Origin of the sequence: Lentimonas sp. CC4, from assembly GCF_902728235.1 — a bacterium.
Taxonomy (GTDB): domain Bacteria; phylum Verrucomicrobiota; class Verrucomicrobiia; order Opitutales; family Coraliomargaritaceae; genus Lentimonas.
In genome coordinates this window covers 2,851,372-2,877,134 of record NZ_CACVBO010000001.1, presented here as the reverse complement: position 1 = coordinate 2,877,134, position 25,763 = coordinate 2,851,372, and the positions used below count along the sequence as shown (strand labels likewise).

At 52.1% G+C, this 25,763-nt stretch carries 21 protein-coding genes and 1 tRNA gene; 8 read left to right on the top strand and 14 right to left on the bottom strand.

All coding sequences use genetic code 11. The features are described 5' to 3' along the window. Positions 1-100: 100 nt before the first annotated feature. Genes GZZ87_RS12405 through GZZ87_RS12380 form a run of 6 tightly spaced genes read right to left on the bottom strand, consistent with a single transcriptional unit; the run spans position 101 to position 8,428 of the window. Positions 101-2,686, bottom strand: coding sequence for a BatD family protein (locus GZZ87_RS12405; RefSeq protein WP_162025037.1), 2,586 nt, complete (start codon positions 2,684-2,686; stop codon positions 101-103). Next, the gene (locus tag GZZ87_RS12400) at positions 2,686-4,809 is read right to left on the bottom strand and encodes a VWA domain-containing protein (RefSeq protein ID WP_162025038.1); all 2,124 of its coding nucleotides are present in this window, start codon (positions 4,807-4,809) and stop codon (positions 2,686-2,688) included. The genes GZZ87_RS12405 and GZZ87_RS12400 overlap by 1 nt, the downstream gene beginning before the upstream one ends. Continuing rightward, the gene (locus GZZ87_RS12395) at positions 4,806-5,831 is read right to left on the bottom strand and encodes a VWA domain-containing protein (RefSeq protein ID WP_162025039.1); all 1,026 of its coding nucleotides are present in this window, start codon (positions 5,829-5,831) and stop codon (positions 4,806-4,808) included. Before GZZ87_RS12395 ends, GZZ87_RS12400 begins: the two co-directional genes overlap by 4 nt. Further along, the gene (locus GZZ87_RS12390; RefSeq protein WP_162025040.1) at positions 5,828-6,550 is read right to left on the bottom strand and encodes a hypothetical protein; all 723 of its coding nucleotides are present in this window, start codon (positions 6,548-6,550) and stop codon (positions 5,828-5,830) included. Before GZZ87_RS12390 ends, GZZ87_RS12395 begins: the two co-directional genes overlap by 4 nt. 24 nt (positions 6,551-6,574) lie before the next feature. Then, positions 6,575-7,444 carry a DUF58 domain-containing protein gene (locus GZZ87_RS12385; protein WP_162025041.1) on the bottom strand — a complete coding sequence of 290 codons (870 nt, stop codon included), beginning with the start codon at positions 7,442-7,444 and terminating at the stop codon, positions 6,575-6,577. Between the two features lie 12 nt (positions 7,445-7,456). Further along, positions 7,457-8,428, bottom strand: a complete 972-nt coding sequence (locus GZZ87_RS12380; protein WP_162025042.1) for a MoxR family ATPase — start codon at positions 8,426-8,428, stop codon at positions 7,457-7,459. 112 nt (positions 8,429-8,540) lie between these two features. Between GZZ87_RS12380 and GZZ87_RS12375 the strand changes: the two genes are divergently transcribed. Then, positions 8,541-8,927 (top strand): VOC family protein, encoded by a 387-nt coding sequence (locus GZZ87_RS12375; protein ID WP_162025043.1) that lies wholly within the window; start codon positions 8,541-8,543, stop codon positions 8,925-8,927. A 229-nt stretch (positions 8,928-9,156) separates the two neighbouring features. Here the strand turns inward: GZZ87_RS12375 and GZZ87_RS12370 are convergent, their stop codons facing one another. Then, a complete protein-coding gene (locus GZZ87_RS12370; RefSeq protein WP_162025258.1) occupies positions 9,157-10,311 on the bottom strand; it encodes a PEP-CTERM sorting domain-containing protein in 1,155 nt (384 codons plus the stop codon). 223 nt (positions 10,312-10,534) lie between these two features. Here GZZ87_RS12370 and rpe point away from each other — a divergent pair, with 223 nt between their 5' ends. Further along, the gene (gene rpe / locus GZZ87_RS12365) at positions 10,535-11,194 is read left to right on the top strand and encodes a ribulose-phosphate 3-epimerase (RefSeq protein ID WP_162025044.1); all 660 of its coding nucleotides are present in this window, start codon (positions 10,535-10,537) and stop codon (positions 11,192-11,194) included. Positions 11,195-11,426: 232 nt separating this feature from the next. Here rpe and GZZ87_RS12360 read toward each other — a convergent pair whose 3' ends face one another. Together GZZ87_RS12360 and GZZ87_RS12355 are read right to left on the bottom strand one after the other, a co-directional pair. Continuing rightward, on the bottom strand, positions 11,427-12,227 hold the full coding sequence (locus GZZ87_RS12360) for a nitrilase-related carbon-nitrogen hydrolase (RefSeq protein WP_162025045.1): 801 nt from the start codon (positions 12,225-12,227) through the stop codon (positions 11,427-11,429). 361 nt (positions 12,228-12,588) lie between these two features. Next, positions 12,589-15,573 (bottom strand): ATP-binding protein, encoded by a 2,985-nt coding sequence (locus tag GZZ87_RS12355; protein WP_162025046.1) that lies wholly within the window; start codon positions 15,571-15,573, stop codon positions 12,589-12,591. Between the two features lie 243 nt (positions 15,574-15,816). Here GZZ87_RS12355 and GZZ87_RS12350 point away from each other — a divergent pair. From GZZ87_RS12350 to GZZ87_RS12325, 6 genes are all read left to right on the top strand, one after another. After that, a tRNA-Val gene (locus GZZ87_RS12350) sits at positions 15,817-15,893 on the top strand. A gap of 37 nt (positions 15,894-15,930) precedes the next feature. After that, positions 15,931-16,404, top strand: a complete 474-nt coding sequence (ilvN, locus tag GZZ87_RS12345; protein WP_162025047.1) for an acetolactate synthase small subunit — start codon at positions 15,931-15,933, stop codon at positions 16,402-16,404. 56 nt (positions 16,405-16,460) lie between these two features. Then, positions 16,461-17,489: a ketol-acid reductoisomerase gene (ilvC, locus tag GZZ87_RS12340; protein ID WP_162025048.1), complete on the top strand. Its 1,029-nt coding sequence runs from the start codon at positions 16,461-16,463 to the stop codon at positions 17,487-17,489. A gap of 126 nt (positions 17,490-17,615) precedes the next feature. Beyond that, positions 17,616-18,476, top strand: coding sequence for a hydroxymethylbilane synthase (gene hemC / locus GZZ87_RS12335; RefSeq protein ID WP_162025049.1), 861 nt, complete (start codon positions 17,616-17,618; stop codon positions 18,474-18,476). Between the two features lie 111 nt (positions 18,477-18,587). Then, positions 18,588-20,126 carry a uroporphyrinogen-III C-methyltransferase gene (cobA, locus tag GZZ87_RS12330; RefSeq protein WP_162025050.1) on the top strand — a complete coding sequence of 513 codons (1,539 nt, stop codon included), beginning with the start codon at positions 18,588-18,590 and terminating at the stop codon, positions 20,124-20,126. 474 nt (positions 20,127-20,600) lie between these two features. Continuing rightward, positions 20,601-20,846, top strand: a complete 246-nt coding sequence (locus GZZ87_RS12325; protein ID WP_162025051.1) for a dodecin — start codon at positions 20,601-20,603, stop codon at positions 20,844-20,846. A gap of 3 nt (positions 20,847-20,849) precedes the next feature. Here GZZ87_RS12325 and GZZ87_RS12320 read toward each other — a convergent pair whose 3' ends face one another. The 5 genes from GZZ87_RS12320 to GZZ87_RS12300 form a co-directional block, all read right to left on the bottom strand. Continuing rightward, on the bottom strand, positions 20,850-21,872 hold the full coding sequence (locus tag GZZ87_RS12320) for a 3-oxoacyl-[acyl-carrier-protein] synthase III C-terminal domain-containing protein (RefSeq protein WP_162025052.1): 1,023 nt from the start codon (positions 21,870-21,872) through the stop codon (positions 20,850-20,852). A 14-nt stretch (positions 21,873-21,886) separates the two neighbouring features. Beyond that, complete coding sequence (locus GZZ87_RS12315; RefSeq protein WP_162025053.1) at positions 21,887-22,903, bottom strand: hypothetical protein; 1,017 nt, start codon at positions 22,901-22,903, stop codon at positions 21,887-21,889. Beyond that, entirely contained in the window at positions 22,900-23,544 is a 645-nt protein-coding gene (locus GZZ87_RS12310) for a class I SAM-dependent methyltransferase (RefSeq protein WP_162025054.1), read from the bottom strand. The genes GZZ87_RS12315 and GZZ87_RS12310 overlap by 4 nt, the downstream gene beginning before the upstream one ends. Before the next feature lie 201 nt (positions 23,545-23,745). Next, the gene (gene sufU, locus GZZ87_RS12305; protein WP_162025055.1) at positions 23,746-24,171 is read right to left on the bottom strand and encodes a Fe-S cluster assembly sulfur transfer protein SufU; all 426 of its coding nucleotides are present in this window, start codon (positions 24,169-24,171) and stop codon (positions 23,746-23,748) included. A gap of 49 nt (positions 24,172-24,220) precedes the next feature. Continuing rightward, positions 24,221-25,453 (bottom strand): cysteine desulfurase, encoded by a 1,233-nt coding sequence (locus GZZ87_RS12300; RefSeq protein WP_162025056.1) that lies wholly within the window; start codon positions 25,451-25,453, stop codon positions 24,221-24,223. Positions 25,454-25,763 lie beyond the last annotated feature (310 nt).

Genomic DNA, 25,763 nt, shown 5'->3' with positions numbered 1-25,763 from the left:
ACCATAAGTAAACCTTAAGCCTACTTTAAGCGTATTTTTATTTACGGAAAATAACGCATACCACGGCACACAGGGAAATACACCCAAGCGCTGCCACAGCTTAGCGTATCAGCTGTATCTGAGTCAGCGGCACCCAGCACTCGCGACCATCCACGAGTGACACCAAACCCCACTCTTCACGCGTTTCTTTCAGAGTCAATTCGACGCCATCATGCAGTGGTTCGTGGTAAGCTGCGGCATACGCATAGCTCGGCCCTTTACGCGCTAACACAGAATCCACAATCACCACACCATGTTGATCGACGAGTTGCGCCGACATACACCAAAGCCCTGACACCACACAACAGACTAGCGCCAGCAACAAACACACGCTCAAGTGCACACGCCCGCGATACCGCATATACGCCAAGACTGAAATACCTAATAAGAAGAGCAACACGAGCAACAACGCCTGCAACCAAAGCGTCGGCCATTGCCACCACCACGTTGAGACATCTGGAATATCATTCAGAGACAGCGCACGTGCTGCGGCCAAGTTTTCAGCTACCTTCTCATCAAATGGACGATAGATCTGCGCCTCCCGATACGCGGCAATCGAGCGGCCTAACGCACCCGTTTCAAACCAAGCATTACCGGCATTATACCATGCGACACCTGGGCGCTCGCCCGCTTCAGCGACCGCTTGAAATTTTAACGCAGACTCTGCATAGAGCGCCGCTGCGGCATCGCTACCAGCTTGCGCAGCCAGTGCCTGTTGAAACAAATCCTCGGCGTCCGTCCAATCGGAAGCTTGAGCCGACGTTGGTAAATTCCCCAACACCAGTAGAAGCAAGAGAGCCACCTTACCGAGTAATCCTAAAATACGCTTCCCCACCGCATTGAGCGCACTCAATTGCGCAGATGGATGTTGCGCGCTGTAGTCCTGTGCATCGGTCGCCACGTGAATCGCAACCACAGTTTTGATGTCTTCATCAGATACGCCAATTGCTTGTAGCGCCTGTTTCGAATCACGCACCGTCCAGGCCTTTCCTTGCGCATCGAAGCTCACTGCTAGAAATTGCACAAAAGCAGGCCACTTTTCTGGATCATTCTCAGTGACTTTTAGAAATGCTTCATAGGCCTCCGCACGCGCTCGATACTTTGCATCCAAAGATCGACGTCGGCGTTCACGCACCACCGGCAGCATCAGGAGAAAACCGACAACTCCCAGTAGCAGCCAAAGCCAAAACCATGACGCCAGGCACACGACAGTATTATTAATTAGATCACTCATCCCATTTGCTTCCTGATTATGCCAGATCCCTTCTGACTGTTCACTTAAAGTTACACCCACACCATTGTAAGATTTTAGATCGACAAATTCCTGCCCCTCATTCGCCTCCACGATCAAACCAATCGGCTCAGTAGAACGCATCACATATTCACCCGTATCCGGATCGAACGTTTGAATCTGCAGTGACGGAAACGCATCCACACCGGTAGTCAACGCACGTAAACGACAACGAAACGTCGTGCCATTGCCACGCCAAACACGACCAAGATCGTCATCCACCAAAAAACGCCCACGTAAGCCACGTTGCTGGCTCAAGCGAGGCAGTTCGATCATCCCATGCGGCGCGTCCGAATAAACATGTAACTCCGCCTGCATCAAATCCCCGACCTTGAGCACTTCGGGCGTCACCGCCACTTCCAGTTTAATCGGCTCAAACAAGCCACTGAAGTTTAGCCCACGGCCTTCACCTGGGAGCGGCAAGACTTCGATCGTAATCGGCGCAGTCTCCACATAGAAACGCTCATAGCGCACATCCGACTCCTCTGGCTCGAACAAACTGTTATTAAAGTGCGCGGCATACTGACCAAAGTTTCGATTCGCTTGCTGCAGATACGCACATTCTAAGCGAGTCGCTGGCAGTGTATAGGTTCCAGGCTTTGTCAGACGTAAGAACAGCGGCAACTCGACTGTGCCAAGCGCTTTGGGCTGCCCCTCTATCAGAGTCCGCTGAGCAATCACGCGCCGGCCTCCGATCGGTAAACCCACCTGTTGATCCTCCGGAGCAGTCGAACGTGGGATAACGATCTGCACTTCTGAATTATTAAAAAATTGCGGATAGTAATTGAGCGCCTGCAGGCGCCCTGCCTCAAGGTCACAATGCCACACCAAATCCACACGCAGCGGCTCGCCGACATAGACTTGAGTCTTCGCAGGCGCGAGCGTCACAGACATCGCATCAGATCGCACAGGCTTGCCCACCATGATTTGTTGCGGAATCGTCTGGTAGCACTTCGTTTCACTGAAAAACTCCAACAAAGGGAATACTACCACACCCGTATCGCGTAGTATAAAGCGCACGATCGCAGCCGACTTGCCTGACTTAGAGTCCGGCGTATCAAGCACCTCGACATCAATAAAGCTCAAGCCTTTGACACCTGAGGGCAGCACCTCAGCAGCCTCCACGGACTCAGGGAAATGAATCACAGCCTTGCCAGTGCGATCCGTAAACCAGCTCTGATTCACCATTTCCACCTGCACGGGAACAGTTTCCAATTCGACGGGCATCGACTCCAGTTCATCAGCATCGACTTGCTCCAACACATCTGAATTCGAAGAAACGACCTCCGGCTCTACCTTTTGTGAGTAAAGCAGCGGTGTCAGCAGCAACGGTAGTATCCAAAAAATCGCGCGCATTAGTAATCTTTCTCCACTTTCCCAGCGTTCGCCTTCGCACGTTGTTGTTGTCTAAATTGCAGACTGCCCTGCTCTTCCATCAAAATATCTTCAGCCGAATAATTCGGCACTGGCAGCGCCTGCATCTCACCGCCTGCAGCAAAGTCGCCCTCCATCGGCATTGAGCTCATCATGCTATCATCCATTTCGTCTGAATACTCATAGTCCTCGTAGTCTTCCATTTCATCCCAATCCTCCCCCTCAGATTCATCCGATGAATTATTACCCAGTAGACTCAAAATCTCCTCGATCAAATGCACTGCAACCAATTGCTCCGCTCGTCCCGCCGGCCACGTATTCCAGCTAATAAGTAAGCCACGAGCTCCTTCCATCGCAGTCGGCACCCTCGCCATGAGCTTCAACGGCTCGGCCATCAAGCTCTCCATCGGTGGCATTCCTTCGATGGCAGCAGGCGTCAGCTGAGTATCCAAAGTTTGCATACTGGCGTAGATGCGCTCCGCTTCAGACTTCAACACTTCCTGAGCAGCGACAAAGATACGCGAATTCTCACTCGCATCTTCCGGAGCCTGAATGGGTGGCGGTGGCGGCGTATTTCTGGGGCGCTTCGGATGGCGGCGAATGATGTCACTATCTGTCACTTTTTGTCGTAGCTCCTGCTGAGCTTCGAGTAATGCTTGCAACACCTCAACCAACTGCTCCATCTGCGCCTGCATTTCATTTTGCTCCTCGGCCTCTTCAGCAATTCGAACCTGTAATTGAGCCACCCATGTCGAAGTCGATTCCAGCCGAATACCTGAACGATCCATCTCAGGCTCATAACGCTTCGCTGCCAAAAATGCCAACTGCGCTTGTTGTGCGTAGCTTAAGCCAGCCTGAGCGGAGGCCTCACTTTCTGCGCGCGACAATTCCAATAAGCACAGACCACGGTTTAATTGCGCCGCCGCCAAATCTCTAGGCGACATCCCACGCGCATCACCATGCAAAGCAACTTCAGCAAATAAAGACTCCGCCTCAATAAACGATCCATCCGAATACAGTTTTGTAGCTTCTTTAAACTGCCCCTGCAACTGCGAGTTCGCAGCCTCACCGTCGGACACACAACCAAACACAACCAGCAATACACAGGCCTGCCCAATCTGTAGTCCATTTGCTCCCCAGCACTCAGAGAGTAACAACAGCAGAATTGCAGGAATTAGAAAAAACAGTGCCGCCTCTTGATACACCAGAATCCCATCGCCCTCAACCGAAGCAGACACCTCACGCCCAACTACATAATCTGCATAAATCTGCCCGAGATCAAAAGCCTTATTGGCGACAGCTACATACTGCGCATCCGGGCTTTTCGCAGCGAGCTCACGCAACGTCGCATCATCCAACTCGGTATATATAATTGATTCCTTATTGCGCAGTAACGTGCGCAGTCCCTCCTCATCAACAATCGGAATGGGCGCCCCCTCATTCGGGTTACCAATCCCTAGCAATAATAAATCCACGCCGTGTTCCCCTAGAAGCTCTGCAACCTTAGGCATCTGCGACCCATTATCGCCACCATCTGTAATCACGATGAGATCCTGCACGCCAGCCCGGTCAGGCATTAAGACTTGATCGACCACTTTCTCGACTGCGGACTGCAAGATCGTGCCACCAAAATCCACACTTCGGGTATGTGTCTGCTCCAGCATATAGCGCACGAAGTCATAATCATACGTCAATGGACACAGAATCGTCGCACTGCCCGCATACACAACTAGGCTCACCCGCTCATTGCTAAACGTAGCCAATGCATCACGCACCGCCTGCTTTGAGACTTCTAAACGCGAAGGCAACACATCCTCTGCCAACATACTCTGCGACACATCGAGCGCAAAGACGACATCGCGCCCCGTGCGAGAGGTTGACAGTTTCTCAGGATCATACCCCGGTCGCGCCAATGCCAAGATCAACAACACAAACGCCGCGATCCGCAAAGTGTCTCGCAAACGACGATGCGTGCTAAGTCCGCCACCCATCGCCTGAATCAGTTCGGCACGCTTCGCACGCGCATACGCCAGCAACCAAGCCAGCGGCAGCACAAGCAATAACAAAGGCAATGCCTCCACCCATTGAAAAACAAATCCACTCATGGCACCACGCGCAACACTGTCGCCTCCAATATTAATGCCCCGAGCAGGCTCAAAATCGCCACGCCCAACGGCAACCAGAACCACTCCGCCACATGATCATAACTACGCGTTGAAATCTCTGAACGCTCCAGTCGATCTATCTCCTCATATACCGACAGCAGCGATTCATAGTCACTTGCTTGCCTAAAAATACCGCCCGTCTCGTCGCTGATATGTTTCAACGTCTTCTCCGCAGCCGTCAAATCCTCGACCGCAACCTCACCTGAACGCCGCACCTCTGTATCGCCCAAACTGATACAATAGATCCGACAGCCCCACTCCTTCGCCAAGCCCGCGGCCTCCAAAGGTAAATGTGCACCCGAATTATTCTCACCATCCGTCAGCAAGATAATCACACGACTCTCAATGGCATCCGCCTGCACAGAGCTTTGACCGAACTGTAACTCTTCTATGTTATGTAATCGCGCGGCAGCCAGTGCCAGCGCATCACCATACGCAGTGCCATCCTCGTTAGGGCGCTCTTGCACATCCAATCCGCGAACGATCTGTAGCAGTGCATCATGCCCAAATGTCAGCGGACTCCGCGTATCGGCATAGCGCGCAAATGTAATCAATCCGAGTAAGTCATCCCCTCGCCCATCGAGCGTATCGCCATCACCAGCAATGAAACGCTCCACCATCTCTTTCGCCACGTCCATACGGCTACGACTCTTCCCCTCCAAGTCGCGCACATTCATATCCATACTACTGGACACATCGACCAAGAGTTGAATCGCAATGCCTTCAGACACCTCCATGTCATAGGTCGACCCCGCTTGCGGACGCGCCAGTGCCACAAGCAACAACACTAAAGCCAAGCGACGCAAAAACACCGGAATCCATAAATACCGCGCACGACCCGCATCCGTATCCGTCCAGAGACCGACCGAAGACACCTTCAGTGATGTGCGGCGCAAACGCCCACGCAGTAAAAATAATACCACGGGGATCAATAGGAGCACCCAAAGATAGACAAAACTCATCCAGCGACCTCCTTTTTAAGTGCACTTAATAAGTCCACCGCATTGATACGATTCGCATACACCGCAGCTTCCAAGCGTTCTCGCAGACTCGGCGACATCTGAATCTCCGTATTACCAAGCAAGCGCTCGATCAAATCCACTGCCGGTTCACCTGCTTGCAGCACCGCAATCAAATCATTTAAACTCGCAGCTTCAACTGAGGCCACCGCTACTGCTTTGGGTTTCCGCAAGAGTAACCAAGCAACAAACACCAGTATGATCAGCCCTACAACCAGCACCAAAAGTAAGATCGATGCCTTTGGCGTGCTCATAGTAGCTTCGGTCAATGTTGCGAGTGCCGTGGACGTATCCTCCGTCGCATATGAAGCCACCGTAAACTGCACAGAGGGTAATGCCACCTCGATCGCGACATCGCCTTGCTTCAAAGTGGCAGTGATCCCACTTAGCTCAAACGCACCCGCATTCATCGGTTGCAGGAGGAGCAACACACTTTGCACATACTCGCCCTCGACATAGCGCACCGGCTTCCGAGTATGCGCCACGAAGTGCAACTGCGCATGGGCAGGCACGTGCAATTCAAATTCGGCATACTCCGCGCGGCGCATCTCAGCACGCAACTCAATCACATCCCCAGGCTGATACGTGCCTTCAACGAGTTGCAGCGACACACCCTGCGCATCATCCGCAAGTGCTAGCAGCGGCAATAAGCAACCGCACAAAAATATTAAAAGGCCTCTCACTGTTTAGCCCCCGCTTTCATTGGCTTGGCGACGCTGCCGCTCATGGAAAAATCCTGCAAGTGCTTCGACGCAATCGCCGCCCACTTCCAGATCTAATAAATTCACGCCAGACTCCAGCATCGTCTGCTTTAAACTGTCGCTATGCGCAGATGTATTCGCATCGCCACGCCCGAGATCAACAATCCGTTGCTCATCCGTCTCCGAGTCCTGCATACGCACTAAGCCCGACACCTTTGGATTTAGTAAGTGCGCGTCACTTAAATTGATCGCATTGATGTCGTGCCGAAATGCCAACGCCTGTAACTCCTGCACATAGTCCTCGGTCATAAAATCCGAGACAACAAACGCGATCGAATGCTTACGTGCCATATGCCCGAAGCGTCCCAACATCTCGGTAAAATCCGTGCCACGCCCCACCGGTTTGAAATGCATCAGCTCATCCATGATCCGCATCGCATGGCTACGCCCCTTGCTCGGCGGCACGATTTGCTCAATCCGGTCTGAGAATAAAATCAACCCGATCCGGTCATGATTTTTCACCGCAGCCAAGGTCAGTAACGCACACACCTCCGCCATCGTCTTGCGCTTACGCCCATCCGCATCATGTAGCATCGAAGCCGACACATCGACCAACAGATAAATAAACTGCTCACGCTCCTCAATGTAGCGTTTAATATGTGGCTCACCTGTGCGCGCAGTGACCTTCCAATCCATCGTGCGCACATCGTCGCCCGGTTGATAGGGACGCACATCCTCAAATTCCACGCCACGCCCACGAAACACAGAGCGATACTCACCCGCAAGCAAGTGCTCCACCGGACGGCGGCACTTCAGCTCCAGCAAATTCAGCTGGCTCTCGAGTTCACTCAGCACGACAAAAAAATGCTAAACAGAAACAGGCACCTTCGCGAGGATCTGATCGAGCAAATCATCGGAAGTAATCGACTCGGCCTCAGCGCGATACGAGATCGCCATGCGGTGGCGTAGCAAATCATGCGCGACATCCTTCACATCTTGCGGGATCACATAGTCACGCTGCTGCATGAGCGCATGCCCACGAGCCGCCAACGACAGATAAATCGAAGCACGCGGTGAAGCTCCAAAGCGTAAATAGCGCTCGAGATCCAAATCGTAATTCTCAGGGTGACGCGTCGCATCCACCAAGCGCAAAATGTAGCGCTCCACCTTTTCATCGATAAAGACCGTCTCCATGGTCGAGCGCATCTCCATCAGTTCCTCGATCGTTAACACAGGCTCAATCTCCAACTGCGGAGCCGTCTTTGCCATACGCTGCATCACGATCAACTCCTCATCCATCGACGGGTAGCCGACTTTGAGCTTAAACATAAAGCGATCCACTTGCGCCTCAGGCAGTGCATACGTGCCCTCCTGCTCAATCGGATTCTGTGTCGCCAGCACCAGAAACGGCTTCGGTAGGTCGTAAGTCTCCTTGCCCAGGGTCACTTGCTTCTCCTGCATCGCCTCCAGCAAGGCGCTCTGCACCTTCGCCGGCGCACGGTTAATTTCGTCGGCCAGCAGCAGATTCGTAAAAATCGGCCCCTTCTCCGCAGTAAAGGTATGCGCACGCGGGTCATAGACCAACGTGCCCGTGAGATCACCGGGAAGAAGATCCGGCGTAAACTGAATGCGGCTAAACTGTGCATGAATCGCACGCGCCAAACTATTGACAGTCAGCGTCTTTGCCACCCCCGGAACGCCCTCCAACAGGACGTGCCCATTACAAAGCAACGCTAACAGTAGTCGCTCGACCAAATTCTCCTGACCGACCACCACTTGGCCGACGCGCTCACGCACGGTTTGCAGCGTCTTGCTGCTAGATTCAAACTTCTGACTCATAATGGGTGTAAATACGGGATCACTGACAAATGCAAAGGATACATAGTTAGACGCAAATGCGCCCTGTCAACTGTCCCTTGACCAGTCTAAGATGTTCCTACTTATTTTACTAATGCCTATTACATTTGACCATACTCGCATCCGCGTCTCTGACCTTGAAAAGTCCATCGACTGGTATTGCCAGACCTGCAGCTTTCAAGTCCTACGCCGCACCGACAAATCGCCCTCCGGCAACCAACTCGCACACCTGCAGATACTAGGCAGTGCACACAATCTGGAGCTCACCCACTCCCCCGACTACGAGGTCAACGTCCCAGAAGACCTCGTCCATACCTGCATTCGCGTCGACAACATCGTCGACTACTGTGAAATGCTCGAAGGCCTCGACCTCACAATTGACCTCTGGCCCAGCAACTGGCGCGAGAAATTCGTCGATGGCAAAAAGATGGCCTTTATCACCGACCCCGACGGCTACGAAGTAGAAATACTCGAGCACTAGAACAGAAAACAGCACAGCATATACTTTTTCGAATTCCGCTCCGCAGGCATCGCTCGAGTGAGTCACTGACTCATGATCACATTGCGTAGGCGAAAACCGATAAGAGGGCACGCCCCCAACACTTAGCTATCAATAAAAAGAGGCTCGGCAATATAGCCGAGCCTCTGAAATTTAATCTGATTGATCGATGGATTGAAATCCTCGCAGCGCTACAGGCTAACTTATAAGTTTAGCTGCGACGGCGACGCACGGCGACAAGAGCCATGCCAAACAGACCAATCAAGAGCGCATAAGTGGCCGGCTCAGGGACGATCGTTAACCGCACGATGTTATCAACCGTGCTCTGTGTGAATATGTAATCCACCCCCTCGGTGCCAAAGTTAGTAATGTTCACCGTGCTAGCTATGCCTTCAACACTGCCGTAATCAAATAGGTCAAAGACTGCGTTGCCGCCAGTATAGAGTAGGCCGTCGATGTTTAGTGCTGCTGAGGCCAAACTTACATAGCCAGCGCCGGAAATCGTGCTAACACCCGTTTCATCGAAGATAAAGTTTAAGGTCGCCGTCCGACCTCCAGAATTATTAAAGCGGTCGAGTGTGATCACCGCGTCATCCCCTTCAATATTGAACACTGCACTGCTCGATCCAAAAGCCTGACCACCAACCGCGCTGAACGTTCCACCGCTGATATTAATCTCACCGTTAAACGCAATGGTATCGGTTGCGCCAGTCGCACCAGCCACGATGAAATCGCCGCCAGTGACATTCAATGCACCCGTGCCGCCCCCCTGAATTACGTTGAAAGTTGAGCCGCCAGGACTTGGGTCTGTAAGTGTGACGCTACCAGAAGAAACACTCATGTCGCCACCGGAAAGGTTGATCGCAGTATCGGAGGTGACCGCACCGCCATTCACATTGAAGTTGCCGCTTGCCACAGTAATCTGTTGGCCGGACTCAATCGCAAGCGATCCGCCACTAACAGCCAGTGTGCCCGGATTCACAGTCGCGCCGCCAACGGAGTTGACTCCGCTCAATGTCGTAGTGCCAGTGCCCACTTTAGTAAGAGTATGACTACCGCCGATCGCACCGCTCACATTCAAAGTCCCAGCTCCACCGATGCTGCTGTCTGCCGTCATGGTGACTGGACCGCCGACCGTGCCGGTGCCCGTGCTAGTGATTAAGGCTCCACCGCCGCTGACGCCTGAGCCTGAGATGCTAATGGCTTCAGTGCCAATGTTTGCCTGAACATCCAGAACACTGCCGTCCTGCACCGTCGTGCCAGCATCGGTTGCGCCCAATGCAGTTGCACTTTTTGCAACTAAGGTGGAACCACCTGTGATGCTAGTGGTGCCCGTGTAGGTGTTGTCGCCAGAGAATTCCCACATGCCTGTTTCTGCCGAACCGCCCACTGGGCCAGGACAACTCTCGCCCCTCAAGCTTACACTTGTGCTTGATTGCTACGCTCCAGCAAGACGCACAACGCCAAGTCAGTCACTTTTTCAAAACGACAACGGCGCGTCGGACACAAGCTGACTAAGGATTTTTAAGATTATAAAAAGCGAAACGCTGGTCTTGCCAGTGCCTGAAATCCGCTTTTGCATGCCGTCCATGCAAAGTTCACACGAAAAAATCCTAGCTCCCTCCATACTTGCAGGCGACCACGCCGACCTAAAAAGCAGCTTGAAAGAAATTGAAGCGGCTGGATTGAGCTGGGTGCACCTCGACATTATGGATGGGCATTTCGTGCCGAACCTAACATTCGGGCCACAAACAATTAAGGCGATGCGTTCGGCTTCGGACTTGTTCTTTGATGTCCATTTGATGCTCGATAATCCCGACAAATTCGTCGACGCGTTTATCGATGCGGGAGCCGATCAGGTCACGATTCACGTGGAGCCTGACTACCCGATCGCCGAGACGTTGCAGCGCATCAAGGCACGTGGTTGCAAATGCGGCGTCGTGCTCAACCCGGATACACCTGCAGAAGCCGCGAAACCATTCCTAGCCGAATGCGACATTGTGCTGCTCATGACGGTGCAACCAGGCTTCGGCGGGCAAAGCTTCCGCGAAGATGTGCTGCCTAAATTTGAAACCTTCGCCCAGTGGCGCGAAGAACTAGGGCTTAATTATCGCCTCGAAGTCGATGGTGGCGTTGATCTCAAAACTGCGGGATCCTGCACTTCACGTGGCGTCGATACACTCGTGGCTGGCACCGCATTTTTCAAAGCAGAAGACCGCAAAGCCTTTAGTGCGTCGGTCACTGCCTAGTGCCTTATCTCTCGCGTTGTTTCGTATTTATCTGCTTCTCGAAACACTTCGAAGAGCTGAAGTATTTGGAGTTTGGTCGGCATGAACGTCGAACATCGAACGTGAAACGTCCAATTTTGAATAGAAATTCGCTTTCATTCCAATGTGTATTGGACGTTCGATGTTAAAAGTTCAATGTTCGATGTTTGTAGCCAAAACATAGGATTTGCGAAGTTTTGAATGTTATAGGCTACTAGTCAGTGCCATACAACTCAGGACGCCGGTCCTTCAGCGCCGTCAGCGCGCTGCGTGTTTTCGCAACTTTCTCGATATCAATATCAACGAAGTGCACGCCTTCGCATTCATCGGCTTCTAGCAAAATCTCTCCCCACGGATCGACCACCATGGAGTGGCCGAAATAGCGCGTTTCTCCCACGGATGATCCGTGCCCTTCGACACCGCACTGATTCGTCGCGATGAAATAGGATTGATTCTCGATCGCACGTGCTTGGATTAAGGTGCGCCAATGCGCGAGTCGTGGATGCGGAAACGCTGCTGGTAAAACTTGAATTACAGCACCATCGAGCGCGCATTTTCGAAATAACTCGGGGAACCGCAGGTCGTAACAGACACTACAACCAACTCGCCCCAGTTCGGTTTCAGCGGTCACAATACGCTCCCCTGCTTCCACATGTTTCTGTTCACCGAACAGCGTAAACAAATGCACCTTACGATAATGCGCCGCCACAGCTCCTGAACGCTCAAAGTATGTCAGCGCATTGGCGGGACACCCTGACTCGGTTTGCTCTAGAAATGAGCCACAAATCGCGATGTCATTAACCTTCGCGAGCGCCGCAAGCCGAACACGATGTTCTGCCGCTTCAGGCAATAGCTCACGGCATCGCTTCCAATCAAATCCTGTCGTGCACATCTCCGGTAAAAAAACTGCCCCCGCACCACCCGCTTTCGCTTCAGCGACCCATGCCGCGATCGCCTCCAAGTTTGCAGCAGGATTACCTCGGTGAACCTCAAATTGTGCCAGTGCTATTTTCATACTTAAAAGAGTCGTTTGAAGTCAGGAGGAAGGAGTTAGAAGCTGAGCATCAGTGTTTTATGGAGCCCTAGACGCTCGCCAAATTGGCGGCTATAGGAGAATCTACAAAGGCTTCATAATCAAAGACTAACTTCTGACTCCTAACTTCTAACTCCTGAATCTAGGATTATGTAGATGTTGCAGTTCGCCAAATTGGCAACGGTATTCTTGAGCCTAAGCGACTCACGACTAACTCCTTATTTGCTACGCCATCTACGGACTTGGCAAGGTCAGTCGTGCCGCAGACCTCCGCCTAACTCCTGAATATAGTTTCATACGTCACTCAAAGCGCAGTCTCCCCCCTGAAGGCAATCGAACGATCTTACGAAATTAAAGCAGAATGCGCTCGAGACAGCGCATCTTTTAAACGAGCCACTTCGAGTGGCTTACTCAAATAGTCATTCATTCCAGCGGCGAGGCATCGTTCGCGATCCTCATTCATCGCAAATGCAGTCACGGCGATGATATACTGCTCTGCGTCATTTTCTTCAAACTCACCGTTGCGAATCGCCTCCGTCAGTTCGATGCCGCTCCGACCTGGCAAGCGCACATCCATTAGCACGACATCATAAATGCCCCGTTGCATGATCTCGATGGCCTGATCCCCGTCATGCGCAACATGCGCTTGGTAACCAAGAATTTCGAGCAGCTCTTTCATCACCCATCGATTATCCTCATCGTCCTCACAGACTAAAAGTCTCAATGGGTGCTCTTGTGCAAAATCATCCTGAAGTCGATCCACGTCTGAACTGTCCGTATCGATATGACTATTAGCCGTGGCGCTCGCTTGTAATTGCTCTGGGCGCGAAAGTGGTATTATAAATTGAAAGCTTGAGCCTTCGCCGAGCGTGCTTTCCGCCCATATTTCTCCACCCATACGTTCCACCAAGCGCTGGCAAATCACTAAGCCCAAGCCCGTGCCACCAAATTCACGAGCCGTCGATACTCCGACTTGAGAGAATGGTTTAAACAAGCGATCAAATTTGTCATGCGCGATACCACACCCCGTATCCTGAACCTCGAAGCATAGCGTGTCAGCCACTTCATTCGACTTCCATTGATTCATACACACGCTCAGTAATACCGAGCCATTTTCGGTAAACTTCACCGCGTTGCTCGCTAGATTGATCAATATCTGCCGAATACGATGTGCATCCCCGATGTAAACTTCTCCGACGTCTGGATCGATATCGTAATCGACGCGAAGCCCCTTTTCATTCGCCATCGGCAGCACATAGCCAAGCGCTTCGCATATCACTTGCTCGATATCGAACTGATTCGATTCCAGCTCCAGCGTGCGTGCTTCGATTTTAGAATAGTCGAGAATGTTATTAATCAAATTCAACAGCGCCTTGCCGCTACGCTTAATAATAGCCGCATGCTCAGCCTGCATTTCTTCTAACTCGGTCTGAAGCATGAGATCCGTATAGCCGATGATCGCATTCATCGGCGTGCGAATTTCATGGCTCATCATCGCCAAAAAATCGCCTTTTGCCATACTCGCAGAATTCGCCTGATCACGCGCGACGCGCAATTCCTCCTCGCGTTCACGCATGATGATCAAACCAGAAATACTCGAAGCCAGCACGCGCACTGCATTGATCTCTGACTCATTCCAGTGATGCTTTTGCTTACAATAATCAACTATTAAACATCCGTAGAGCTCACCCTCCAGCCACATTGGCACAACGAGTAGGGACGCACTCTCCAGGTCACGCATTAAAGTAGGGTTCAAACGATGATCATTTACGCCTTCAAGGCAGATGATATCACCCTCCAGCAACTGCTCATGCCAACCAGGAAAAAAGTCCTCAAATGGTGTATTCTTCGATGAAGGGTGATTCAAAATACTTTTATAAGAATCATCCTTCAACCACTCAAATCGCGGATTACAAGTATGATAGGACTCAGCCGGATGGCCAGTAATTTCAAATACCACGCTACGATCAACACCTAGTGCCATACCAATTTCGCGCATCGCTCGTTCGATCGCCTCACCAAAATGAACCGTAGTCAGCAATGTATGGTTCGCACAGGCAGTGGCATTGAGCACGACATCGCGCTGCATCAGATCGGCCTCCGCACTCTTTCGAGAGGTAATATCATACGCCACCCATACGACTCGATCCGCTGCGCTCATTCCCTCCGAATACATCGGTGACACCCGTGCATTGAACCAATGTTTATCAGCATTAACCGACTCCAGAGAATACTCAAGGCTTTGAACTTCACCAGTCGACAACGCCACTGAAATCGTATCAAAAAACGACTGACAAATCGCTGGTTCAAACACTGCGTTCAAAGGCAGATCAACCACACTCTGAGAATTAGAGATTCGGTGGTTCGCCTCAACAGTCGCGTTCGCAGAAAACACATCGACAATCTTCCCCGTCTCGGACAGCACGAAAGCGATATCAGGTAGCGCTCCGGTAAATGCGCGTAAGCGGCTCTCGTTCTCTGCAATCTGAGACTCTCGATGACGCAACTCAGTCATGACCGCAGCCAAGCAAATTGAAGTAATCGAAACGATGCCGACAAATATCCAGACATTCGCGGGACTCTGTGTCATTCTGGCTTCTTCTGCAAAAACAGGAACGAGTGCCCATACCGCAGTCATCGCAAGCACCAGCACTCCCGCCGAGGCACCTCGTAGACCAAAACGAATCGCCGACCATGCCATGATCGGAAAGATCGCAAGTTCCATCGGGTAAAGTAGCACGTCAGTGGGTGCCCAATTTAGAAATGTCACCATCCCAAAACCAACCAAAGTCAGTAGCCAGACGCCAACTTCTAGAAATTGCGCCCCTTTCAACGAAAAACCGTCCCGATCAGCCCACGCCAGTATAAAGGGAATGATAATGATGGAGCCCACCCCAGCCGCCAACCAATTGGTTAAGTATAATGGAGTGAACTCCTCCCAGCTGATACCACCATGGCTGTGGCATTGAAACACCGATTCGATGATCGCCCCGAAACACGTGCTAATTAGAATGCCACAAAAAATAATAATCAGTGCATCTCGAATGCGCGTCATATTAATATGGACATGTAGTTGATGTAAGAGCCGCTGGCTCAGAATTGCAGATGCGAGCACCGCCAGCGGCACACTCAACATCATCAATAAGTGGTGTCCCGTAAAGACCGCAGGCAACAACGCGCCAAAGAAAACGGCGGGCACATACCGTAGGCCACCGACCCAGACAATGCCCATCGCCACACCAAAGACTGGCGCAATCTGATTAATGTGATCGCCAAACTGCGGATCTGCGACCACCACTGCCACTTGAGCGGCAAAAGCAACACTCAAGAATGCTAGGAAATAATTAACCCAAAATCTCAGATCCCGCCGCTTCATCTAACTACAAATCGATCTCCCTTCTGCGGATGCTATGGTCATAATCGTGCATCCCATTTTACTAACCATGAGAAAGCAACTCTTCTTAAAAAATTTACCTTTTATAGACAAAATGAAAAGAAAAGTGACATTACCTCAAAATAAGGCTTGATTCACCATTCATCCACACCATGTTTCTCGACTTTCCAAACTTGAGGACGGATAGCTCAGTTGGTTAGAGCACCTCGTTTACACCGAGGGGGTCGTGGGTTCGAATCCCTCTCCGTCTACCATTTTCCTATCAAGTTTGAGCCGCGAGGCTCCTTTATCATGCGCCACATCATATCTATCCTCGTTGAAAATAAGTTCGGAGTTCTCGCTCGTATCGCTGGCATGTTCAGTGGTCGCGGCTTTAATATCGAAACTTTGAATGTGGGACCTATGATCGACGATCGGTTCTCACGTATCACCGCCACAATCATTGGCGACGACGAAGCGCTAGATCAAGTCATCAAGCAGGTGAATAAATTCATCAACGTCTTGGAAGTGACTGAATTCTCTAGCGGTCAAGCAACAGAGCGCGAGCTCGTGATCCTGAAGGTCAATGCACCAGCAGCTCAACGATCCGAAATCATGCAAGTCTGCGACATCTTCCGTGCGAAGATTATCGACGTTGCTTCCGACTCCGTGAATATCGAAATGACTGGTAATGCTAATAAGGTTCAAGCCTTCCTAAATCTTATCGAGCCCTATGGCATCGTCGAGATGGCACGCACTGGTAACCTAGCTCTCAAACGCGGATAATTCCGCCCATCCTTTTTTTAATCCGGGAAAAAGTATTCCCACAATCAAAGATAAATATGCCTGCAAAAGTCTATACCGAATCTGACGTCGATATGAGCGTCCTCGAAGGTAAAACACTAGCCATCATCGGCTACGGTTCACAGGGTCACGCCCACGCACAAAATCTCAAAGAGAGCGGCCAGAATGTTATCATCGGCCTCTACAACGGCAGCAAGTCTTGGGATGTCGCTAAGAGCCAAGGTTTCGAAGTATTCGAAACTGCTGAAGCTGTTCAAAAGGCAGACGTCATCATGATCGCAGTGCCGGACATGAAGCAGCCAGAGATTTACGAGCAAGACATCGCTCCTAACCTCACTAAAGGCAAGACACTTGCATTCACACACGGTCTCGCGATTCACTTCGACCTCATCAAGGCTCCTGAAGGTGTCGACGTCATCATGGTAGCTCCTAAGGGCCCAGGTCACGTTGTTCGCAGCCAATTCGTTGAAGGCAAGGGTGTTCCTGCACTGATCGCCATTCTCGAAGGTTCCTCCGACGCAGCACACGGCATCGCGCTCGCATGGGCAGCTGGTGTAGGTGGCGCACGTGCCGGTGTGATCGAAACAACTTTCAAGGAAGAGTGCGAAACTGACCTCTTCGGCGAGCAAGCTGTTCTTTGCGGTGGTGCTTCGGCACTCGTCATGGCTGGCTTCGAAACTCTTGTTGAAGCAGGTTACCAACCAGAAATGGCTTACTTCGAGTGCTTGCACGAGTTGAAGCTCATCGTCGACCTTATGGTTGAGTCTGGTATTTCTGGCATGCGTTTCTCAGTTTCTGAAACTGCAGAATGGGGCGACTACATCAGTGGCCCACGCGTCATCAATGAATCTTCCAAGGAAGCGATGCGCGAAATCCTCAAGGACATCCAAACTGGTAAGTTCACCAAGGAATGGGTTGCTGAATACAAAGCAGGCTACCCGAAATACAACAAGTTCATCGAAGATGGCAAAAAGCACCAGATCGAAGAAACTGGCGAACGCCTCCGTTCGCTCATGCCTTGGGTCAAGAAGCGCAACATCGGTGGCGCTCAAGCTGCCTACAATTAAGCTTTATAGCTTCTTTTAAAATTTCAAGCGGTCGTCGGTTTCATACCGTCGGCCGCTTTTTCTTTGGTTACACTCACATCATCTATATTCGACGTTCAGAGTTGAGCGTTCAATGTTCACCAGTTCATGGCCACACCAATACATATCGCCACCCGCAAAAGTCCACTCGCACTCAAGCAAACCGAGATGGTGCTCGCATGGCTACAAGCGAAGCTCCCCGAAGATCACTTCGAGGAACTACATCTCACCACCAAGGTGGATGAGCGACTCAGTTGGTCGCTCGAGAAACGTGGCGGCATCGGCCTCTTTACTAAAGAACTGGAAGACGCCCTACTCGACGGCCGCGCTCAACTAGCAGTGCATAGCGCCAAAGACATGCCAACCGCGTTTCAGGCAGACCTACACGTTGCCGGCTATATGCCACGCGCACGTGCCACCGATGTGCTCGTGCACCGCTCCGACTGCCCAGAGCCAACGGCCATCGCTACCAGTAGCCCACGCCGCCGCGCACAACTCGGGCTGATCCGCGACAATGCTGAATGGACCACCATTCGCGGCAATGTCGGCACACGCCTGCGTAAAATCACCGAAGGCGAAGCTGATGCCACCCTACTCGCTGCCGCAGGACTTGATCGCCTCGACATCACCGCCCACGAAGGACTCGAATTCGTCGAGCTCCCCATCGAGCAAGTCGTGCCCGCACCAGGACAAGCTGCGATCGCCATCCAATGCCGCGCAGCCGATCTGCCGAAATACGAGCACCTGTTCTGCGAACAGACCAAACTCGCCGTCGAACTCGAACGTGCCTTTCTACGTAAACTCGGAGGCGGCTGCCAAACACCCGTCGGCGCACACTATACAGACGGCACCTTTTATATTTTTCATCCGGAAACCGGACACACCTCTTTCGAGTTCGAGCTCGACTCACTCGACGACATCGAGCCAATTCTCGAATCCATCTTCAACGACCTTCAATTCAATTCGTAGGGGTCGTGCTTGCGCGAACCGCGATCACTAGAATGGCATCGCCCTCAATTGCTACGCCATCTCCGGCTGTCCCCTCGTAATTCCTAATTTTCAATTTTTAATTCTCAAAACATGTCTTCTCAAAAAACAACAGGTAAAGTCACTCTCATCGGCGCAGGCCCTGGCGATCCAGGTCTCGTCACTGTGCGCGCACGCGAACTGATCGAAGCCGCAGACGTCATCGTTTACGACTACCTTGCCAACCCAAAGCTGTTGGAATGGGCACGCCCCGACTCAGAAAAGGTCTATGTCGGCAAGCGCTCAGGCATGCACTCGATCCCCCAAGATGAGATCGAAGAGATCTTAGTCGATCGGGCACACAAAGGCCTACAAGTCGTGCGCCTCAAAGGCGGCGACCCTTTTGTGTTCGGGCGTGGCGGTGAAGAACTCGCAGAACTACAGGCTGACAAAATCCCCTTCGAGATTGTCCCAGGCGTCACCGCAGCACTCGCAGCCGCCGCTTACGCAGGCATCCCCCTCTCCCATCGCGATTATAGTTCCTCGATCACGTTTCTCACCGGACATGAAAACCCAGAGAAACACACGATCAGCATCGACTTTAAGCTACACGCCAAAGGCAAGGGCACACTCTGCCTCTACATGAGCCTCGGCCAACTGCCACGTATCTTGGGCGAACTCAAAGCTGGTGGCATGTCGGGTGAAATGCCGGTCGGCGTCATCCAATGGGCCACGCTCAATCGCCAGCGCTCCGTTTACGGCACCGTTGATAGCATCATTGACGATATCGAAGCGGCTGGACTCGGCACACCTGCGATGATCATCATTGGCCAAGTCGTCGCACAACGCACGAAGACCGAATGGTTCGAAGGCCGCCCGCTGATGGGCAAGCGCGTCGTTGTGACACGCGCACGCGACCAAGCCGGCCAACTCACAGCCATGCTCGAAAGCAACGGCGCCGAGGTCATCGAATTGCCATTCATCGAAGTCAAGCCCGACGTCAACCAGCAGCAACTGGCAGAAATATTCGCCGGTATCGCCATTTACGAGTGGATCATTTTCACCAGTGTAAATGGCGTAAAGTCGTTCTTTGATATGTTTTATAAAGCATTCGACGACATTCGCTGCCTTGGGCCAATGCGTATCGCTGCAGTCGGATCCGCCACCGCGCGTGAAATCGCGAAGCATAATCTCAAAGTCGATTTGGTTCCCGCAAAGGCAAATGGCGACGCCCTCGCAACCACCTTCATCAAAAATGAAGGGATCGAGAGCATTCAAATGCTCGTCGTGACCGGCAACCAAAACCGCGAGACACTCGTCAAACGCCTCGAAACCGAAGGCGGTGCAATCGTCGACACCTTGCCACTCTACAAGACCAGCAAGACCGATCTGAGCCAACACCCTGCCGCTGAACGCTTCCGCAAGGAAGGTGCCGATGCGGTGCTGTTTACCAGCTCTTCAACGGTAAAATCTTTCGTCGATCAAGCCGCAGCACTCACACTAGAGCCAGAAGCCACAAAGCCAACCTTCGGCAGCATCGGCCCGATGACAACCCAGACATTAAAGGAGCTCAACCTCCCTGTCGGATTTGAATCCAAGCAAGCCAGCCTCGACCACTTCGTCGCCGATTTGACTGAACATCTGAAAGGGTAGTTTTAGGGAGGGACGAGCTCCGCCTCGTCTTACAGTGTCCAAGTGCCGAGCATCAGCACACAACATCAGCACCTAGGCTCGGCAGTCGGCGCGGAGGCCAACCCTCCCACTAAGAGCTTCTTTACATTTGGGGAGGGACGAGCTCCGCCTCGTCTTACAGTGTCCAAGTGCCGAGCATCAGCACACAACATCAGCACCTAGGCTCGGCAGTCGGCGCGGAGGCCAACCCTCCCACTAAGAGCTTCTTTACATTTGGGGAGGGACGAGCTCCGCCTCGTCTTACAGTGTCCAAGTGCCGAGCATCAGCACTCAACATCAGCACCTATGCTCGGCGGTCGGCGCGGAGGCCAACCCTCCCACTAAGAGCTTTTTGCATTGCTAGCCTAGTCCAATTCAAACTTCCAAACGCGGCGTCCTCCGAAAAACTTAAGTTCCAATTAGACTCAAACAAGCTTTTGGCATAGGTTCGTGCCTATGAGTAATCACGTATATAAAAAAATCGAACTCGTTGGATCTTCAAAAGAATCGATCGAAGACGCGACGCAAAATGCAGTCACTAAAGCTTCGGAGAGCATCCGCAACATGCGCTGGTTAGAAGTCGGAGAGATTCGCGGACATATCGTCGACGGTAAAGTCGACCACTGGCAAGTGGGAGTAAAAATCGGCTTCACGCTGGAATCGGAAGACTCCCCTGAGACGCTCGAAGAGAAGAAGAGCTAAGCTCTAGCGTCGCTCCAGCACACAACTATGTGCCGCGAAGCCAGCACCGAAGGAGGTCAGCCACAAACGATCCGGACTGGATGCTTCTAGTATTGCTTCGAGAGTGATGAGCACCGATGGGCTACTGGTGTTTCCATAGTCTCGCAGCGTCCTACGACTCGGAGTCAATTCCGCACCGATGCCGTGCTCCAAGGCATCAATCACATCGCGTCCACCAGTATGGTTCACTATAGGCGTATGGGCTGAAACTGAGTTCTGTTTGTATAGATGCAGGACAGATTCAGCCACTTTCTCGGGCACACTACGATGTAGCTTATTGCAGAGTTTCCCTCCGGAGTTAACAAATCGTATCAGCTCTCGATGCTCAGGCCGATGCACCGTATCGAAATTTCGAATACAATACCCTGTCGTCGATGTGTCACCACTCCATATCGAAGCCGATGCAGCATCTCCAAACAGACAAGCACTAATTAATACACCTGGGTCATTATTGAGAAAAAATGCAGATGAACACAATTCGACTGCGACGACCGCAACCTTTGCCTGAGGGTTGGCTGCAATCAAGCCAGCCGCAGATCGAAGTGTGGGAATCGCCGCACCGCAGCCAAGACCGACAATGTCTTGCAGATACGCATTCGGGCGCAGGCCGAGTTGCTCGCTCACATAGCTAGTGAGCCCAGGACAGAGATAGCCAGTGCAGGTGCAAATCAGGAGCGCATCGAGTTCTGTCACCTTGAGTCCCACCTTTGCAAGTGCCTTCGACAAGGCGCTCCCCGCAAGCTTGGGCGCACGCGCTTCGAAATTGTGATTGAGCGCCTCAGCATCTAACGTAAACAGCGATTCGACGGACTCAACGGCCAGATGCCGCTGTGCGATCCCCGAGTCGGCTAACAAGATTTTTTCGAGCAACGTCGCCGAGCGATCGGAAAGACGCGTGAGCACATCCGATTGCTGCAGGATGTCCCAAGACTCTGATTGAGTGATTGCAAGGTCAGGTGTCGCGTGTGCGATTGATTGAAGATACATAGTGAGTTCGTGGACTAGTGCGTCAGATGATACAGGAGTTTAAACGGCAAGACTTTGGCTGCGCTCAAGCGTGCCAAAATTTGTTGCCGAGCGGGAGATTCGATCCAAGGATGAAGTGCACGGGCTACGGTGAGACGCGTGTAAAATTGGCGGCGACAGGCTTGCTGAATCTGGTCAGTCGCTTGTTGCCATACGATGTCCCCCTTCGCGTAATCATGCAAATACGGGAAGGCAATCTCTGCGGATTCAATGGCTATGGACATGCCATTTCCTGTGAAGGGCGGTATCACGCTATAGGCGTCGCCGAGATGCAGGCCGGAACTCGATGCATCTGGAATCTGACTAAAGTTGATACCTGCGACGCCCACATGACTACTGGGATCGATCGCACTCGCTTCGATCCGATCTGCAAGTGTCATCAATCCACAGGCACGGAGATACTGAAGTAGCACGATTTCCTTATGCGCCCGAATTTCAGGCCTCAGCTTAAACAGCGCACAGATATTTGTGCGGCCGTCCTCAATCCCACTCAAACCGATATATCCCTGATTCCCAAGATGGAGTTCTAAATCCGCAGAAGTCACCAAATTGGTCGTATGTAATTTCAAACCAATCCAGTCGGACTTTGTCGTGGAACGACCACTACAGTTCACCTTCCCCTCTTCAGCGGTCGAAGAGAATCGGGACTGCTCGATCAACTGACCACCCAATCTGCGGAAGGATTTCGCGAGTCGCAGATCGGTGGTATAACGTGAAATACCATAAGCAGGGCTTGGTAACTGTGACGCAAGGATCGGGCGCTCCTGCATGAACCATTGGATACTGCGATGCTCCAGTGCCCCCTGAATCGCAGCTCCTAAACCTTGACGTTCTAACGAGGCGGCTCCTTTGCCGCAGATAAATTCACCGCAGACACGATGGCGCGGAAGCGTATGCGCTTCATGCAATATAACAGGAACACCCGCACGCTGCAGCGTATTACCAAGCGACAACCCAGCCAGCCCCGCACCAACTAGTGTGATCGACTTCATATACGGCTAGCGGACATACGATACGCACCCATCCAGTTCTCCTCAATCGACAGCTGCCAGGCCTTCGGATTGAGACCTAATAGCTGGGGTAACTCTGCTCTACGAAATCCAGCGTCGATGCTCACCGCTCCGTCGTGGAGTGTGACATGGTTAAAGCCAATCAGTCGACCCGCAGCCAATTGGAGTTTGTGAAGACCACGACGGCAGGGTTCGCAAACGAGCATGGTTTGAACCGAAGAGTCTTCGATTCGTTTGCCGATCACTCCCAACTGATCATCCGTAAAGTGATGCAGAATCAGACTCGCAATGAGAACATCCGCATCCTGAAAACAATCAGCACTCAAAAGATCGCCCTGCACCCAATGCGCAGTCGCAGGCCAATCATCAGGTTGCGGTGCGAAATCGAGTGCGGTATAGCGAGTCAGGCTCAGTCGTGTAATCAAGTCCTTCGCGAGTGCCCCCTGCCCCGCTCCGATTTCCAAATAACGACGACTGTCGGTTAATTGAGCCACTTGCCGCAGCAGCCAAGAACGGTTCCCCATCAGTCGATTAATGATACGCAAATCACGACGACTCCCGATCGCATCTGGATGCTCGGGTTCAAGCGAGTCGAGTATTTCTGGAGTAACGCACCGGATCATCGTTTGTAGGCTGCCCTAAAGTATCGGCCTGTCAAACGAGCCAGAGGAAAGTATCTATAGGAAAGCCATGCTTGCTATGACTCCAACTTCTCAAGACTGGGCACATGTATATTATAAGCCATTTGATCAGCAACTGATGGAGGCACAAAGGCCAGCCCTCCCGCACACGAATGTCGCGCGAGTCGCACGAGTCGCACGACGCTACCCCTTCAACGCAGACTGATAGGTGTGCCACGGCAATGTCGCGCACTTAATACGCGCAGGAAACTTACGCACACCAGCCAGCGCAGCGATCTCACCATCGACTGATAAATCCACTTCAATGTCAGTTGATAGTAACTCAGCAACGCGCTGCTCCATCACTGCTGCTTCATCCAAGGTTTTGCCCAACAAGGCCTCAGTCATCATCGAAGCCGATGATTTACAAATCGCACAGCACGCCGCCTCAAACTGAAGCGCGACGATACGTTCATCCTTCACGATCAAATACACAGTCAGCTTGTCACCACAGATCGGATTATAGCCCTCCGCCGTGTGCGTGCAGCCTTCCAAGACACCATAGTGCCTCGGTCGCTTATTATGATCAAGAATGATGTCTTGATACAGGTCGTGCAGATCGTCGGACATGGTCGCTTCGCTAGATGACTAATTATTAATGGCTGATAGGCTAAAAATATTAGCAGAAAAACTGCTTCATCTTAGTCAACGCAGCGACCAAGCGCTCCACATCTTCAAAGTCATTATAGAATGCAAACGACGCACGCGCCGTCGCGGGCACACCAAAACGCTTCAGTAATGGCTGCGTGCAATGGTGCCCAGCTCGAATCGCAACGCCCCCCGCATCGAGGAAGGTGCCAATATCATGCGGATGAATGTCGTCGATCAGGAATGAAATCACCGAAGCCTTCTCGGGAGCCGTGCCGATGATCCGCAAACCATCAATCGCAGACAACTGCTCAGTCGCAGCCTCCAGCAATGCCAACTCATGCGCCAACGCACCTTGACGATCCAGGCCGGTCAAATAATCAAAGGCCGCACCCAGCCCAATCACACCTGCGATGTGCGGCGTGCCGGCTTCAAATTTACCTGGGATACCTTTGTAGGTAGTGCCATCAAAATCGACCTTCTCGATCATATCGCCACCACTCTGATACGGCGGCAATTTTTCGAGCCACTCACGCTTGCCCCACAGCACACCGATTCCAGTGGGTCCACAGATCTTATGGCCTGATAGCACGAAAAAGTCGCACCCCAGGTCCGCCACACTCACTGGCATGTGTGGTGTCGATTGCGCACCATCCACTAACACGGGCACGCCGAGCGCATGCGCTTGCGCAATAATCTCTTTGACTGGATTAATCGTGCCGAGCGCATTGGAGACATGCACCACCGAGACAAGCTTCGTCTTTTCCGATAGGAGCGCCTCAAAGGCCTCCATATCCAGCACGCCACGATCATCGACCGGAACCACTTTTAAGATAGCACCCGTCTTCTGCGCGGCGATTTGCCATGGCACAATGTTAGCGTGGTGCTCCAAGTGCGTGATTAAAATTTCGTCACCAGCCTGCAGCACCGATTCGGTGAACCCATGTGCGATCAAATTGATACCTTCGGTTGTGCCGCGTGTAAAAATGATCTCGTCCTGATCCGCAGCCCCAACAAACGCAGCCGCCTTAGCGCGTGTCGCCTCGTAGGCATCCGTCGCCTGCTCACTTAAATAATGAACGCCACGGTGGATATTGGAATTCTCCGCACGGTAGTAACGGTCCAGCGCTTCAATGACAGCGAGCGGTTTTTGCGAAGTGGCGGCGTTGTCCAAATAAGTCAACGGCTTGCCGCGCACTTCCGTAGCGAGGATAGGAAAATCAGTCCGCACGCGGCGGTAGTCGAATGTCAGTGCATCAGTCACGGCAGCAAGGTCACCGACTTACCAAAGAATCTCAATTGTAAATCCCATTTATTCTCAATTCAAGTGTCACAGACGCTCCTGTCTGTCCGCAACGACGCCCCATTCGCCGCACACACTCACGCGCCAAGCGTGCAACGATCAAGCCACGCAACCCATAAAAAGATAAGCCAGTCTTATTCCCTAGATCAGCTCACCTCAAAAGCGCTCAGAAATTAAAATTGGAGGGTGCGTAATTTCCCCAAAAGAGCCATCAACATACTAGGTTTAGTTGAACCCCTAACAACTAACACTACATATAGTAATCACTCCT